This window comes from Bacillus tuaregi, assembly GCF_900104575.1.
GTDB classification, from domain to species: domain Bacteria; phylum Bacillota; class Bacilli; order Bacillales; family Cytobacillaceae; genus Bacillus_BD; species Bacillus_BD tuaregi.
On record NZ_LT629731.1, the window covers coordinates 405,855 to 421,587 of the forward strand.

13 protein-coding genes and 1 pseudogene are annotated in these 15,733 nt (G+C 41.7%); 9 read left to right on the plus strand and 5 right to left on the minus strand.

Annotation, left to right across the window (positions count from 1 at the left end):
• Positions 1-128 precede the first annotated feature (128 nt).
• The 8 genes from BQ5321_RS04495 to tkt all read left to right on the plus strand — a co-directional run bounded on the left by BQ5321_RS04495 (position 129) and on the right by tkt (position 9,026).
• Entirely contained in the window at positions 129-1,238 is a 1,110-nt protein-coding gene (locus BQ5321_RS04495; protein ID WP_071393382.1) for an MDR/zinc-dependent alcohol dehydrogenase-like family protein, read from the plus strand.
• 208 nt (positions 1,239-1,446) lie between these two features.
• The gene (locus BQ5321_RS04500) at positions 1,447-2,730 is read left to right on the plus strand and encodes an MFS transporter (RefSeq protein ID WP_071393383.1); all 1,284 of its coding nucleotides are present in this window, start codon (positions 1,447-1,449) and stop codon (positions 2,728-2,730) included.
• Between the two features lie 130 nt (positions 2,731-2,860).
• Positions 2,861-3,865 (plus strand): dihydroxyacetone kinase subunit DhaK, encoded by a 1,005-nt coding sequence (locus BQ5321_RS04505; protein ID WP_071393384.1) that lies wholly within the window; start codon positions 2,861-2,863, stop codon positions 3,863-3,865.
• 15 nt (positions 3,866-3,880) lie between these two features.
• A complete protein-coding gene (dhaL, locus tag BQ5321_RS04510) occupies positions 3,881-4,534 on the plus strand; it encodes a dihydroxyacetone kinase subunit DhaL (RefSeq protein ID WP_071393385.1) in 654 nt (217 codons plus the stop codon).
• Positions 4,535-4,788: 254 nt separating this feature from the next.
• Positions 4,789-5,265: a ribose 5-phosphate isomerase B gene (rpiB, locus tag BQ5321_RS04515; RefSeq protein WP_071393386.1), complete on the plus strand. Its 477-nt coding sequence runs from the start codon at positions 4,789-4,791 to the stop codon at positions 5,263-5,265.
• A 28-nt stretch (positions 5,266-5,293) separates the two neighbouring features.
• Positions 5,294-6,244, plus strand: coding sequence for a class II fructose-bisphosphatase (gene glpX / locus BQ5321_RS04520; protein WP_071393387.1), 951 nt, complete (start codon positions 5,294-5,296; stop codon positions 6,242-6,244).
• Between the two features lie 69 nt (positions 6,245-6,313).
• On the plus strand, positions 6,314-6,973 hold the full coding sequence (gene fsa / locus BQ5321_RS04525) for a fructose-6-phosphate aldolase (RefSeq protein ID WP_071393388.1): 660 nt from the start codon (positions 6,314-6,316) through the stop codon (positions 6,971-6,973).
• A gap of 55 nt (positions 6,974-7,028) precedes the next feature.
• Positions 7,029-9,026, plus strand: a complete 1,998-nt coding sequence (gene tkt, locus BQ5321_RS04530; protein WP_071396772.1) for a transketolase — start codon at positions 7,029-7,031, stop codon at positions 9,024-9,026.
• Positions 9,027-9,525: 499 nt separating this feature from the next.
• On the opposite strand, the gene BQ5321_RS04535 is transcribed toward tkt, so the two are convergent.
• The 5 genes and pseudogenes from BQ5321_RS04535 to BQ5321_RS04555 all read right to left on the minus strand — a co-directional run.
• The gene (locus tag BQ5321_RS04535) at positions 9,526-10,233 is read right to left on the minus strand and encodes a TcaA NTF2-like domain-containing protein (protein WP_139187759.1); all 708 of its coding nucleotides are present in this window, start codon (positions 10,231-10,233) and stop codon (positions 9,526-9,528) included.
• 515 nt (positions 10,234-10,748) lie between these two features.
• On the minus strand, positions 10,749-11,528 hold the full coding sequence (locus BQ5321_RS04540; protein WP_071393390.1) for a DUF418 domain-containing protein: 780 nt from the start codon (positions 11,526-11,528) through the stop codon (positions 10,749-10,751).
• Between the two features lie 102 nt (positions 11,529-11,630).
• Positions 11,631-12,743: an RNA-guided endonuclease TnpB family protein gene (locus BQ5321_RS04545; protein ID WP_071393391.1), complete on the minus strand. Its 1,113-nt coding sequence runs from the start codon at positions 12,741-12,743 to the stop codon at positions 11,631-11,633.
• Positions 12,744-12,754: 11 nt separating this feature from the next.
• Entirely contained in the window at positions 12,755-13,153 is a 399-nt protein-coding gene (gene tnpA / locus BQ5321_RS04550; RefSeq protein WP_071393392.1) for an IS200/IS605 family transposase, read from the minus strand.
• A 143-nt stretch (positions 13,154-13,296) separates the two neighbouring features.
• Positions 13,297-13,758, minus strand: a pseudogene (locus tag BQ5321_RS04555) (DUF418 domain-containing protein); the annotation flags it as partial.
• A 374-nt stretch (positions 13,759-14,132) separates the two neighbouring features.
• Here BQ5321_RS04555 and BQ5321_RS04560 point away from each other — a divergent pair.
• Positions 14,133-15,689 carry a BCCT family transporter gene (locus BQ5321_RS04560; protein ID WP_071393394.1) on the plus strand — a complete coding sequence of 519 codons (1,557 nt, stop codon included), beginning with the start codon at positions 14,133-14,135 and terminating at the stop codon, positions 15,687-15,689.
• Positions 15,690-15,733 lie beyond the last annotated feature (44 nt).

The window sequence follows — 15,733 nt, forward strand, 5'->3', positions numbered from 1 at the left end:
TGGTCTGTCTATTTATAATAGAAGGTTTCCTTACATTCGCAGGTGAGTTTTTAAAATAATATACATCTTAGATTATCCTCATCTTATAAGATGAAGGAAATAAGTATTTAGGAAAAGGAGAATACAAAATGACTCAAACTCTTAAAAACGAAACAATTCAGGGAAATGAACTGCCTAAAACAATGAAAGCGGTTGTAGCTTATGCACCTGGTGATTATAAATTTGAAGAAGTACCAGTACCAACGATTGAAAATGATAAAGAAATCATCATTAAAGTGGAAGCGTGTGGAATTTGCGCAGGAGATGTAAAAGCATTTGATGGAGCACCGAGCTTCTGGGGGGATGAAAAGCAGCCTGCATATATCAAGGCTCCTATGATTCCAGGTCATGAATTTATTGGACGTGTTGTGCAAAAGGGTTCAGCCGTTAAGGATTTTGAAATTGGCGATCGAATCATTTCTGAACAAATTGTTCCATGTGAAGAATGCCGTTTTTGTAAAAGAGGTCAGTATTGGATGTGTGAAAAGCATGATCTATACGGATTCCAAAATAATGTAAACGGCGGTATGGCTGAATATATGAAATTACCGAAGGAAGGCCGTAATTATAAAGTTCCTGAAGATATGCCGATTGAACAAGCTATTTTAATTGAGCCATATGCTTGTAGCCTTCATGCTGTACAGAGAGCCAACATCCAACTTGGAGATTTCGTTGTCCTATCTGGTGCAGGAACACTAGGTTTAGGAATGGTTGCTCCAATTAAGAAGTCAGGTGCAGGAACATTGGTTGTATTGGACCTTCAGGATGACCGACTAGAATTAGCAAAGAAATTCGGTGCGGATATTGTTTTAAACCCAAGCAAAGTGGACGCAGTGCAGGAAATTAAGAATATGACGGAAGGCTATGGCTGTGATATTTACATTGAAGCGACAGGACATCCGGCATCAGTTGAACAAGGCTTAAGTGCGATTAGAAAGCTAGGTACATTTGTTGAGTTTGGTGTATTTGGTAAGCCTGTAACGGTTGATTGGAGCATCATTAGTGACCGTAAAGAACTTGATTTACTAGGTGCGCATTTAGGACCATACTGCTACCCATTAGTAATTGATGGAATTGCTAAAGGCGAAATTCCAACTGAAAGCGTTGTAAGTCATGAATTTGGATTAGAGCAATTCAAAGAAGCCTTTGATTTAGTGAAAAAAGGTTCAGAATCCTTAAAGGTTATTTTAGTACCATAAGCTAAGTAATCCGGACGCAAATTCGACGGGCGAATTTGATATATCCCCCCTGAATGGTAACGCTGCACCAAATGCTGCGTTACCATTCAAAATAGCAACTTCCCTAGTAATTTTTCTAAATCATTAGGAAAGTTACTTAAAATGAAAGCGTTTTATATGAGTGTGTGACTTAGAAAAAATATATGTTGGCTTTGGGAGGGTTAGGAAAATGAATGATTTGAGGCAGCAAGGCAGTTTTTTAGATAAAATAGGCATTCCTTCAAATCTGGTGTGGGGTTATATTGGCGTTCTTATTTTTATGATGGGGGACGGTCTCGAACTCGCATGGATCAGCACATATCTTGTTGAACAAGGATTAACAGTCCAACAGGCAGCGACTCTTACCACTGCATATGGAGTAACGATTGCCATTGGAGCCTGGTTTTCTGGTGTGATGGTCGAAGCCATTGGGCCGCGGAAGACGATGACAATTGGTGTCTTATTCTATGTCATTGGACATGCATTATTTGTGGGTCTTGCTTTGCCTAGTATTAAATATGGACTCATGATACCCACTTATGCAATAAGAGGTTTTGGTTATCCGTTATTTGCTTATTCATTCTTAGTATGGGTTACATATAAAACACCGCAGCAAAAGTTAGGAACGGCGGTTGGTTGGTTTTGGTTTGTCTTTACAGGTGGGCTCAGCGTACTAGGTGCTTACTTTTCTAGCTGGGCGATTCAAGCGTTTGGGCATATGGCTACCCTTTGGAGTGCGATTCTATGGGTATTAATTGGATGGCTATTAGCAGTCTTCGTAAACCGAGATTCATTCGAGGTAAAGGCAAAAGGTGATAATCAGGCTTCATCAAAATTAAAAGAGTTATTAAATGGAGTTACAATTGTAAAAAGAGAGCCAAAAGTTGCGATTGCGGGAATCGTAAGGATTGTCAATCAAACATCACAGTATGCATTCCCACTATTCCTACCTATTTACTTATCTAACTATGGAATCAATATGACGGTATGGTTAAATATTTGGGGAACGATTTTCATTTCAAATATCGCCTTCAATTTAATTTTCGGTGTGGTTGGAGATAAATTTGGCTGGAGAAATACCGTTACATGGTTTGGCGGAATTGGATGTGCTACTTTCACACTATTACTATACTTAGCACCACAATGGTTTGCGGGAAATATCGTCGCTCTTTCAATTATCGGTGTGCTATGGGGCGCATGTCTAGCAGGATATGTACCACTTTCTGCCCTAACTCCATCATTAGTAAGCGATGGCGACAAGGGTGCAGCGATGTCGATTCTAAACCTAGGAGCAGGCTTATGTGTTTTCGTAGGACCAGCACTAGTTGCTTTATTCTATAACTTTGTTGGAGCACAAGGGATTATCTTTATCTTAGTAGGTCTCTACTTATTAAGTGCTGTTTTAACAAGATTTTTAAAATTACCTTCTGAAGTTCAAGTAAAAGGAGAAGGAATTGAAGAAAAAGTAATCTAGTTTTATAGATATTGTCAATTAAAAAAATGACAATATTAATCTATAAATATATGTCATAGATTCCATTGATATGGGAAAATAAAATGGATTATCTAGTTGAACATCAGAATGCTAAAGGAGTGCATCAGCTATGAAAAAACTCATTAACGATCCAAAAAATGTAGTAGAAGAAATGCTAGAAGGATATATTAAAGCACACCCAAATTATATAAAAGTACTACCGGAAAATGACCGCGCACTTGTAACAACAAAAGAGACAAGAGAAGGAAAAGTTGGCATATTAATTGGTGGAGGCTCAGGCCATGAACCAGCGTTTATGGGTTATGTAGGTGCTGGAATGGCTGATGGCGTTGCTGTTGGGAATATTTTCGCTTCCCCTTCACCAGACCCAATAGTAGAAGTGACAAAAGCGATTGATAAGGGTGCAGGTGTTGCCTATTTATATGGAAACTATGCCGGCGATGTGATGAACTTTGGAATGGCAGCTGAAATGGCTGATTTAGAAGAAGATATTAAAGTAGAAATGGCTTTAACATCTGATGATGTAGCGTCAGCTCCGAAGGCAGAAAAAGAAAAACGCCGTGGAATTGCGGGATCATTATTTATTTGGAAGGCAGCAGGTGCCGCAGCAGACTTTGGCTATAGTCTTGAGGATGTTATCCGCATGGCGAAGAAAGCAAATGAAAATACCCGCTCAATGGGTGTCGGTTTATCTCCATGCTCCTTGCCGCAAACGGGTAAGCCAAGCTTTGAATTAGGCGAAAATGAGATGGAGATCGGTCTTGGCCACCACGGAGAGCCTGGGGTTGAAAAGGGACCAATTAAAACAGCGGATGAAGTAGCCGATCGTCTTGTTCAAGATATTTTAGCTGATATTGAGATAACAAAGGGTGACAAAGTAGCTGTACTGGTGAATGGTCTTGGTTCCACACCTAGAATGGAATTATATATTCTGTTTAGAAGAGTGGAGCAAATTCTTAACGAAAAAGGAATTGAAATTCATCGCTCCTATGTAGGCGATTATATTACTTCTTTAGAAATGGGCGGTTGCTCGGTAACCTTAATGAAATTGGATGATGAGTTAATGAAAGCGGTTGATCATCCGGTTGATTGTCCTATGTTTGTTCAAAAATAAAGGGGGGTTATGAGAATGGAATTAACAGCAGTAGATTTGAAACAATTTTATAAAGAGATAGTGGAAATGATTGAAGTTCAAAAGGATTATCTATGTGAACTGGACCGTAAATTAGGCGATGGTGACCATGGTGTGACGATGTCTATCGGCTGGCAGGCGATTAATAATAAATTGGAAAATGAGCTCCTAGAGGAAGAGGATTGCAGCAAGATTAGTATTACGGTAGGAAAAACGTTTTTAAGTGCGGTTGGCTCCTCTGTGGGTCCGTTATATGCTACAGGATTTTTACGGGGGGCAAAGGAAATTAAAGGTAAAACCGTTATAAACGATCATGACCTTGCGCAATATTGGATTGCCTTTGCTAAAGGTGTGAAGGAGCGAGGTCAGGCAGAGGTCGGCGATAAAACTATGATTGATACACTGGAGCCTTTCTTCCAGACATTAGAAGCAAGCTATGGTGAATCACAGAATTTCGTTAGCTCGTTCCGCTTGGCTGTGGAAGCGGGTAAAAAAGGCATGGAGTCTACGAAAGATTTATTATCGAAAAGAGGACGTTCCAGTCGTTTAGGTGAAAGGTCTCTTGGTGCACAGGATCCTGGTGCTACATCAGCCTACTACATCCTATCTACTTTCCAGAGCTTTATTGAGAAGTACAGCGTAGCCGTATAATAGTCATTTGAATAAAGAATAACCACATAACATCCTAGAATGAACAGAAAAAAATAGTAGTATTCAAAAAAAGGAATCAGGAACCTTTATTTCTGGTTCTTTTTTTTAGAAAAAAACGGTTAGTATTTTTAAATGAAAATTAAAAATGAAATAAAACGATAAAAAACAAAAATAAAAATTGAAAAATGATAAAATAAGTATTAAAATGAAAATATATAAAAGAATATACGAAAAACCAAGGGGGTTTACGAAAAATGAAAATTGGTATTGGCAGTGATCATAATGCGTTTCAATTTAAGGAAGAGCTTAAAAGGTTCTTGGCAAATACAGAGCATGAAATCGTAGACTATGGATGCTACAGTCAGGATGCAGTTGACTATCCGGATGTAGCCTTTGAAGTGGCAGAGGCCATTAGTGAAGGAAAGCTTGAACGCGGCATCTTAATTTGCGGGACGGGTATCGGTGTTTCGATTGCTGCTAATAAATATCCAGGCATCCGAGCAGCGCTATGTCATGATACCTACTCTGCTGAAAGAGCGCAGCTCAGCAATAATGCGCAAATCATTACGATGGGATCACAAATTATTGGTTTAGAAACGGGGAAGAAAATTGTGGATGCCTACCTAAATTCTGAGTGGGCAGAAGGTTCTAAAAAGAAAGTAGATAAAATTATCGAAAAAGAAAAAGAATTTGTAAATGTAAATTTTAAAGAAGTAGTTGCTTGCAGCTAAAAGAGCAAAATCCAAAGGGGGCGACAACATGCAATCATTGTTGCTGGATATAGTAAAAGTAACCGAATCAGCTGCCATTGCAGCACTGCCTTGGATTGGTAGCGGCGATAAAATGGCGGCAGATGGTGCCGGGACTAACGCAATGCGTGCGTCATTAAACAGGTTAAGGATGAACGGTACTGTCGTGATAGGCGAAGGAGAAATCGACGAGGCACCAATGCTGTTTATCGGTGAAAAGGTGGGAGCTGGAAATGGTCTGGAGGTGGATATCGCCGTTGATCCGATTGAAGGGACGAATCCTACCGTTAATGGACAGAGCAATGCCAGCGCAGTGATAGCTGTTGCGCCGAAAGGGACTTTGCTTCATGCTCCAGACATGTATATGGAAAAAATCGCGGTCGGACCAAAAGCAAAGGGCAAGATCGATATTGAAGCACCATTGCTAGATAATATTCAGGCTGTCGCCAAGGCAAGCGGCAAGGATGTAAGAGAGTTAACCATCCTTATCCAAGATAGACCAAGACATCAGGAATATATTGACATCATCAGAGGATGCGGAGCCAAGGTCCATTTATTCAATGATGGCGATGTGACCTACACAGCAGCAACCTGTATTGAAAACTTGAATATCGATATGTTTCTCGGCATCGGTGGTGCGCCAGAGGGCGTGCTTGGTGCTGTTGCCGTAAAAGGTCTTGGTGGTGAAATGCAGGCTAAGCTACTGCCATTTGATGAAGAAGAGTTTAATCGATGCAAGAAAATGGGAATTCTTCATCCGACCAAACCACTTAGGCATGAACAATTAATAAGTTCAGAAGACTGCATTTTTGCCGCAACTGGAATTACAGATAATCTGTACTTAAACGGAATTAAAAAGGAATCTAACCAGTATGTCACCCATTCCATCTTAATTTATGGAATAGAGCAGCGAGTAAGATATATCGAAAGCTTATATCCAGAGTATGAGTTTGCTAGATAAAAAGATAATTATATTAATAGTTTAAAGGGTCAAGAATATCAATAAAAACCAATATTGGAGGCAACAAGCATGGAATTTTTCTTAGATACAGCAAACATAGAAGAAATCAAGCGTATTAACCGCTTAGGTCTTGTGGATGGAGTAACTACGAACCCGACGATCATTGCAAAAGAAAACAGAGATTTTGAAGAAACCATTAAGGAAATTTGCAATCTTGTTGAGGGCCCTGTTAGTGCGGAAGTGATTGGTTTAACCGTTGATGAGATGGTGACGGAAGCAAGAGTAATTGCGGAGTGGGCTCCGAATGTTGTTGTAAAAATCCCAATGACAGAAGCTGGTCTTGAGGCTGTGAATATTTTATCAAAAGAAGGCATTAAAACGAATGTAACGTTAATTTTCTCGGTTTCGCAAGGATTAATGGCGGCAAAAGCTGGGGCAACCTATGTCAGCCCATTTGTTGGAAGAGTTGACGATATTGGAGTTGACGGCTTAGAGCTTATCCAAAACTTAAAAACAGTACTAGTAAACTATCAGTTAGATGCAAAAATTATTACGGCAAGTGTACGAAACATCGGACATTTAGAAAAAGCTGCGATTGCCGGTGCAGATATTGCTACAATCCCAGGCAATTTATTCCCTAAATTATGGAGCCATCCATTAACAGACAATGGAATTAAGCAATTTTTAGCTGATTGGGAAAAGGTGCCGAAGAAACAAGAGGTAAGATAATTCGGGAATAACCCCAGTCTTATCAAAAGAAAAAGGAGTGTTCCATTTGACTGCTATTGCGACATCTGTTGAACAATTATCCATTAATGCCGTTCGTACACTGGCAATTGATGCGATTGAAAAAGCAAATTCAGGACATCCCGGTCTGCCAATGGGAGCGGCGTCTATGGCTTACACATTATGGACGGAGCATATGACACATAACCCTAAAAATGCCAAGTGGTTTAACCGTGACCGTTTTGTCCTATCTGCCGGCCATGGTTCCATGCTTCTCTACGCATTGCTTCATTTATCAGGCTACAATGTCACCATGGACGATTTGAAGAATTTTCGTCAATGGGGCTCGAGAACCCCAGGTCATCCGGAATATGGCCATACAGATGGAGTCGAAACAACAACAGGACCGCTTGGGCAAGGGATTGCTACAGCCGTTGGGATGGCAATGGCCGAAGCGCATCTAGCTGCAGCGTACAATAAAGAAGACTTCACGGTAATTGATCATTATACATTTACACTTGTTGGTGACGGTGATTTAATGGAAGGAATCTCCCATGAAACCGCCTCGCTTGCCGGGCATCTTGGATTAGGAAAATTAATTGTTTTATATGATTCCAATGACATCTCCCTTGATGGCGACTTGAATAAATCTTACTCAGACAATACAGCGGAACGCTTTAAAGCCTACGGCTGGCAGGTGTTGCGGGTAGAAGACGGAAATGACCTAGGTGCTTTAAACCAAGCGATTCATGAAGCAAAAAGCAATACGGCTCAGCCGACGTTAATTGAAGTGAAAACGGTCATTGGTTACGGATCACCGAATAAATCAGGCTCCTCTGCATCACATGGTGCACCGCTTGGAAAGAGTGAAGTGGAATTAACAAAGGAAAGTTACCAATGGAGTTATGAGCCGTTCCAGGTTCCAGAAGAGGTTTATCACGATTTTAACGAAAAAACACGGGAAAAGGGTGCTGTTGCAGAAGAGGCATGGAATCATGTGTTTTCTGCATACAAAGAAAGGTATCCTAAAGATGCGGAAGAGTTAGAGCGTGCGATAAAAGGTGAACTGCCGCTGAATTGGTCTGAAAATCTTCCTGTCTATGAACTTGGTGAAAATAAAGCAACCCGTGATGCATCTGGCCAAGTGCTCAATGCCATCGCAGAAGCTTTGCCACAATTTATCGGTGGAAGCGCAGATTTAGCAGGTTCAAACAAAACAACAATTCTTGGACAGACAGATTTTTCAAAGAATGCCTATGAAGGTAGAAATATATGGTTTGGCGTCCGTGAATTTGCCATGGCTGCAGCGTTAAACGGAATGGCCTTGCATGGAGGATTAAAGGTATTCGGTGGGACATTCTTTGTCTTCAGTGACTATCTCCGCCCAGCCGTACGATTATCTGCCCTAATGAAATTACCTGTCACCTATGTCCTTACACATGATTCCATTGCTGTAGGGGAGGACGGTCCTACGCATCAGCCGATTGAACACTTAGCTTCTTTCCGTGTGATGCCTGGTTTATCCGTCATCCGTCCGGCAGACGGAAATGAAACGAGTGCAGCCTGGAGACTCGCGGTAGAATCTACGAATAAACCAACTGCTTTAGTACTGACAAGACAGAACCTGCCAATATTAGCAGGGACGAAGGAACAGGCCTATGAAGGTGTGACAAAAGGTGCTTATGTGATTAGTCCGGCAGTCAAGGATACAGCGGATGCGATTTTAATTGCAACCGGATCAGAGGTCCATCTGGCCATTCAGGCACAGCAAGCGTTAAAAGAAAAAGGGATTGCCGTGAGTGTGGTCAGCATGCCGTCATGGGATCGTTTTGACGAACAAGACCAGACGTATAAGGATGCTGTCCTGCCTCCACAAGTAACCAAACGGTTGGCGATTGAAATGGGCTCCCCATTTGGCTGGGAACGCTATGTGGGAGACAAAGGCAGAATAATTGGAATTGATACGTTTGGAGCATCTGGAAAAGCGGAGAAATTAATGGAGGACTTTGGATTTACGATTGACAATGTCGTAAAACAAGTGGAAGGCTTATTGTAAGTGACCTTGATTAATAAATTACTTTTATTGCTAATTTGTTTACTACCCATTTTGAAAAGATAGATAGAACATGTTAACTTCATTCAGCAAATGCTTTTTGTACCGAAAGCTTGCGACAGGTACAGAAGTCCTCCACTTCTACAAGTGGGGGATGAATGCAAATGGTACTTCGATTCAGTGGGGTACAAACCCCTGCTGAATGAAGTTAAGCCACCGGCGAGTCTTGCGATTTTTTAAAGGTAGTTTATCGAGCGAGCTCGATAAAAAATCCGGACGCAAATTCGACGGGCGAATTTGATTAAAAAAACCGGAACAAACTTTGGTTCTGCCCCAAGAACCGTGACTTTATTGGAAGGGAACGCCATAAAGGTCTGTGGAAAGATGCCATTTCTTACTGAAGAAATGGCATCTTTCCTTTGGGTGCGGATGCTTCGGAACCAGCCTGCGAAACGTCCTCGTAAGGAGGTTCTGAATGCCTCGGAACCCCTAATAATTGGCTTTACATCAGTCCGGTTACCTGTAGGTCGGTAATGAGAAACACTCCGTATGGAAACTTTTTTACGGTATAGATATTTTCAAAGTCCATGACGGTTTCTCGCGCCTCATCCCCGAAATAGACTCCAAACGATTCTTGGACGGTTATCTGATAAGTATCCTCTTCAATCGGAGTAATTTTGCTAACCTCATAATAGAGCAGGGTTTCCTTTATGTTACGTTCATACGTATCAAGAACATATTCAGCCTGTGCATGATAGAAAACACTCGTCGGGTCAATGAGATGCATGATATAGATGAAGGCTCCCTCGTTGACCGCCAAAGGATAATTGGTCATATATTCGTCCATCAGCATCCTTATTTTCTGCTCCTCCAGCTCGGAGGGTCCCTCCACGTCTGAAGTGGTAGCAGAAGGTATTTCAGCAGGTGGTGCTGGACCGTCAGCTTCTGCTCCAGTAGGCGGTGCAGGGCGCTCACCCCCTGTTTTTGTATCATTAGGCAGCTCCTTTGTTGGTTTCGTTTGAGTGGGCGCTTCCTCCTTTGGAGCCGTTTCCTTCCGGCTGGCCTCCTCAACAGTTTCTTGACCCTGGACATTCTCCACGGGTGTCTCCTCAATTGAAGCGTCGTTAGAAGTCTCCTTATCAGAGCAGCCAACCACTAATAGGAGGCAAATTATCCATAATAGGATCAATCCATACGGTTTTCTCATCATCTCACCTCTGCAGAATATGGACGTGATTAAGATAAATAGTAAATAAGTGATAAAAAAAGTCCCAACTCTATCCTATTCAGCTTGGGTGAAGAAATATGCTTCGTCCTTCAAGAAAATTTGCGGGGAAAGCGACCGGAAAAAGGTCATTATTGTTTGGTTATGTGGCATGGTCTAGAAGGATAGCGTAAAACGGCTAAGTAAATGGAGAATTTATAAATGGTAATCTATGAGATAAGAAATATTGATAACGAAGCCTATGAACATGAAGTGGTTGAAGAGCGATAAATTAAGCGGGATATCTGATTGAAAAAATATATCCGCGGTTTTGGGAGACTTATCCGCGGATTTCAGCGGGATATCCGCGCTTTTTGATAAGATATCCGCGCTTTTTTAACACATATCCGCATATATCCATTTTATACCAATTATTAAAGGCTTAATTACCTCTTTATATAAAAAAACAAAAAGAGTCAGCCCCCTACCGTTGAGAGGATTGACTCTTTTCTTATCTTATCTTATTCGTTCGCTTCGCTAGCCTTCACTTCTTTTTTCATCGGCTGAACATATCCGTATGTCATTGTCCGCCACAGCCATTCAAACGGACCAAAGTGGAAGCTTCTCAGCCAGATATAGCTGAACAGAGTTTGAGCCGCATAGATGGCGAGACAGATAAGTGTTCCTGCTGCGAGGCTGACCTTTCCATAATAATTCAGCCCTAAGAATATCCCGAGCGAGATAAAGGTCTGCAATAAATAATTTGTTAACGCCATCTGTCCGGTATAGCCAAGCGGACGCAGCAGTCTTTGCCAGAACGAACGACGCAGTAGCAGCACTAATGATGACATATAGAAGAAGCATAGGACCACTCCGCTTAAGCTAGTAAGGAGGAAGATGGTATTTTGCTGATAAGCACCTGTGTCGATGGCACCTGTTTTAAAGGAAGCCAATAGAGCAACAAGCGGAAGACCTAATAACAGCGTAATCCACCATACCTTTTTAAGCATTCGCAGATGGTCTGAGACCGCCCGGAACACACCGATTTTTCCGGCATAAAGTCCGAATAAGAACATGGCCAGAACCGTGATAATCGTAAAAGGGATATTTGCTAGTACCATGCCTATTTCGGTTTGCAGGCGGTACGCAACCAGCTCTAAATATGGTGCATTTTCATACATCTCTACATATTCGGCAAGCTTACCCGATTCAGTCTCGTCTATCTCTGTGTAAATGGTTTCCATCTTGGATGCAGGAATTAGAAACGGGGCAGATAGTGAACCACTCCCACCACTTACCACCCTTACGGGTCGCTTGAAGTGGGGGCTTCTCGACTTATCGTTACTTTTACTAGCTAACGAAAAATGACCGAGCTAACCCTCTTGTTCCAAGAGTTCTTGTTTCTATGATAACGCCAATAGGCGAATACCTTCATTTTTGATATTGATTGCTGAATTGTAGTCACGCTCTGCCACGTAACCACATGAACAACGGTAGGTGCGTTCAGATAGTTTCATTGGTTTTTCTGCACCACAACAAGAACACTTCTTAGTGGAAGGGAACCACTTATCCATTTTCACGAGTTGTTTTCCTTGTTCTTTTAGCTTGTACGCTAAGAAAGTAGTGAACATACCCCAACCATTGTCGTGAACGCTTTTTCCAAAGTGAAGGGCTTGAGACATTCCCTTCATGTTCAAGTCCTCAATCACGACAGCATCAAAGTTAGAAGCTAATTCTTTTGACTTATGATGAAGAAAATTCATGCGTTGGTTCGCCACTTTCTCATGTAACTTAGCTACTACTAGTCGTTGCTTGTTCCAACGTGCAGAACCTTTCTTACGTTTGGACAGAATGCGTTGTGCTTTTGCTAATTTTTCTGACATGACACGATAGTAACGAGGATAATTGGCTTTCTCATTCTCACTACTCACGTATAATTCATCCATAGCAAAATCTAGCCCAACGACATTTTCTATTGTTTTAGGCTGTATGTCTTTTTCGTATTCTGTTAGTACAGACACATAGTATTTCCCTGACTTCGTTCTCGAAATGGTGCAGGATTTCAGTTTGTAGTTCTCAGGAATTTCTCTATGCTGTTTGATTTTCACAAGTTTTAGCTTAGGTAATTTGATATGACCGTCTTTCAATTCGATGTTTCCATCGACTAAGTTAGTCGTGTAGGATTGTTTTGCTTTACGGTTTTTGAACTTTGGAAATTCCGCATTTCCTACAAAGAAATTCTTATAAGCAGTCTGCAAGTTGATTTGTGCGTTCGCTAAGGCTAATGAATCCACTTCTTTTAGGAATGGAAACTCACCTTTGTATTTTGCAGGAGTCGGAAACTTTTGCTTTTTAAGCATTTCTTTATCGTCCTTGAACTTTTCATAGGTTTCCTTGCGTTCAGCTAACATCTTGTTATAGACAAAACGAACACAGCCGAAAGTTTTGGCTAATAATACGGCTTTTTCTTTGTTTGGCAACAATCGAAATTTGAAAGCTTTGTTTTGTTTGGTCATATCAATTCACCTCACTTTTGACCTTGATTTTCGATGTATTTTTTGATGGTATCAATTGGAGCACCGCCTGTTGTAAGTAGACAGAAACTCCTTGACCAGAACATTTCTTTCCATAGCTTTTTTCTGATATGCGGAAAATCTCTCTTTATCAATCGAGAACTTGCACTCTTATAAGCATTGATGAACTTTGATAATTCAGAGTTGGGATGTGCTTTGAATAAGATGTGGATATAGTCTTTATCATGATTCCATTCCACTAAAGAAATATTGTACTTACTTCCAATCTCAGTGAACATCACCTTTGCAAAATCAGATATTTCACTGTCAAACACTTGTCTGCGATATTTCACAACCAGTACAAGATGATAATACATCAAGAACACTGAATGATTATTACTATCTAATTTCATTGTTATATCAATCCTTTATTCTACCTAAGACTGATTATACCAAAACCTTTGGCTAAAGCCAACCGAAATTCATCTCCCACCTACTCATTGGGCTATCGCCCTTCACAATTCTTGAGGATGGGAGACTTCTTTCGGAAATCCGTTAAAGCATGGAACGCAATTAATAAGCTGAAAGCCCAAATCAACAGTGTTTTAGGTTTTCTCTTATAAAAAAGCAGCAGTAGAAAGCCGGCAATGGCGTAGGTATGGAGGATATCCCCGTACCAAAGGAGCACGAGATGAAGGGCGCCAAATAATAGCAGTGCGAATAGCCGTCTGGAAAACAAACGGTTGATCCTGAGCCCCTTCTGTTCGGCACGGCTCATAAAGATGTAAAACCCAAGGCCGAATAGGAAGGAAAAAATCGTATAAAATTTCGTTTGAACAAACATCTGAAACAAGAGGTCAAGCCAGTAATCCATGCCGTTATACTCCGGAGCACTCACCATCAAAGCCGGTGAATGGAAGGCAGGCATATTCACCAGGAATATCCCGAGCAGCGCAAAGCCACGAATGATATCGATTGTCAAAATCCTCTCCTGGCTGGATATCGGTGTTGATTTCATCCCATCATCTCCTAATCAAATTCGCCCGTCGAATTTGCGTCCGGATTTTTATCGAGCTTGCTCGATAAACTACCTTAAACAAACAATTATCAAGATGAAATATCGATAGGGTCAATCAAGAAAACATTAGTCCCATAATTAATATGTAGAAATTAAACAGGGTATACCGGAATATTTGGATATAATATCCAGAAGTGGTGTCAGGCATCATTTAATCAGACTAGACCTCCATCATAGGTCCACACTCGGTGACTTGCTCAAGGAAGCTTGTAAAGAAAAAAGAGAATGAGATTGACGTAAATAAGGAACTACTATAAGAAGTGATAGGACTAATTTTCTAAATCAAGGAAATCGATGGTTTTGGGGAGGTCTACATGGATAGAAGAGTATGGAAGAATCCTGTTTTTTCAGTATCGGCGGTCGTTATTACATTGCTGGTGATATTGGGGGCTGCTGTTCCAGAGCGATTTGGAATCGTTGCTGGGCGCTTATTTAATTACACCACCATCAACTTTGGCTGGTTTTATTTGATTGCTGTATTTATATTAATCATTTTTTTAGTAGGACTTGCCATTAGTAAATATGGGACGATTCGTTTAGGAGGGGAGGATGAGCGTCCGGAGTTTTCCTTTTTTACGTGGATTGGCATGCTGTTTTCTGCTGGCTTTGGTGCTGGGCTTGTCTTCTGGGGAGTTGCCGAGCCGATGAGTCACTTTTTTACCTCACCTTTTCCGGGAGTGGAATCGCAGAATGAGGAAGCGGCAAGGGTGGCCATGGGCTATGCCTTTTTTCATTGGGGTGTCAGCCAATGGGCGGTGTTTGCGATTGTCGGATTGGTGATTGCCTTTTTACAGTTTCGAAAACAAAAAAATGGCTTGGTGTCGACAGCCCTCGAGCCAGTGACGGGCAGTAAACCAATAGTGAAGGGGACGATTGATACGCTGGCTGTTATCGCCACGGTTATGGGGATAGCAACCTCAATCGGCTTAGGTGTTCTGCAGATGAATGGCGGAATTAATGCGGTATTTGGGACGGAGAACTCCTTTGGAATTCAGCTAATGATCATCTTTTTCATTTTTATCGCCTATATGCTGTCCTCAACCACTGGACTCGATAAGGGGATTAAATTTCTGAGCAATTTAAACTTAGCTTTAGCGATTGTCCTTTTGTTGTTCGTCCTAATTGTAGGTCCGACGGTGTTTATTATGGAAAGCTTTACGCTGGCAATCGGAGATTATTTTTCTAACTTCATTCAGTACAGCTTACGGCTGCAGCCTTATCGCGGCGGGACTTGGGTACGAGATTGGACGATTTTCTACTGGGCATGGGCCATCGCCTGGTCACCATATGTAGGGGCGTTTGTAGCGAGAGTTTCAAGGGGGCGGACGATTCGAGAATACATCATGGGGGTGATGGTCATTCCGCCGCTGATTGCTTGTCTCTGGATTGCAGCTTTTGGGGGGACGGCGTTATGGAATGACCTAAATCGCCAGGCAGGTATCGCGGAGGCAGTCAATGCGGATATTACCTCGGCCCTGTTCGAGACCTTTAGCCAGCTGCCATTTACGGCCATAGTGTCATCACTTTCCATTTTGCTGATTCTAACATTCCTGGTCACATCGGCGGATTCTGCTACCTATACATTAGCGAGCATGACCAGTAATGGCACGCTGACACCGCCAACCTTTGCCAAGCTGGTCTGGGGTGTCTTGATGTCAGCGATTGCAACCGTCCTGCTTTATGCCGGCGGTTTGGAGGCCCTGCAGACGGCTTCCTTGATAGCGGCTTTGCCGTTTACCATCATATTGCTGATGCTAATTTTTGCAATAGTTAAGCTGTTAAAGCATGAGCCTCTGCCCATTCGTAAAGCAGACTTACGCCGTTTTCGCCGTCTCGAGATGGCAGCCGCGAATAAAAAGGGTAAGAAATAAGGAGCAGGTGCGGTTTCTATCGATTCTAATACCTGAAAAAAGAC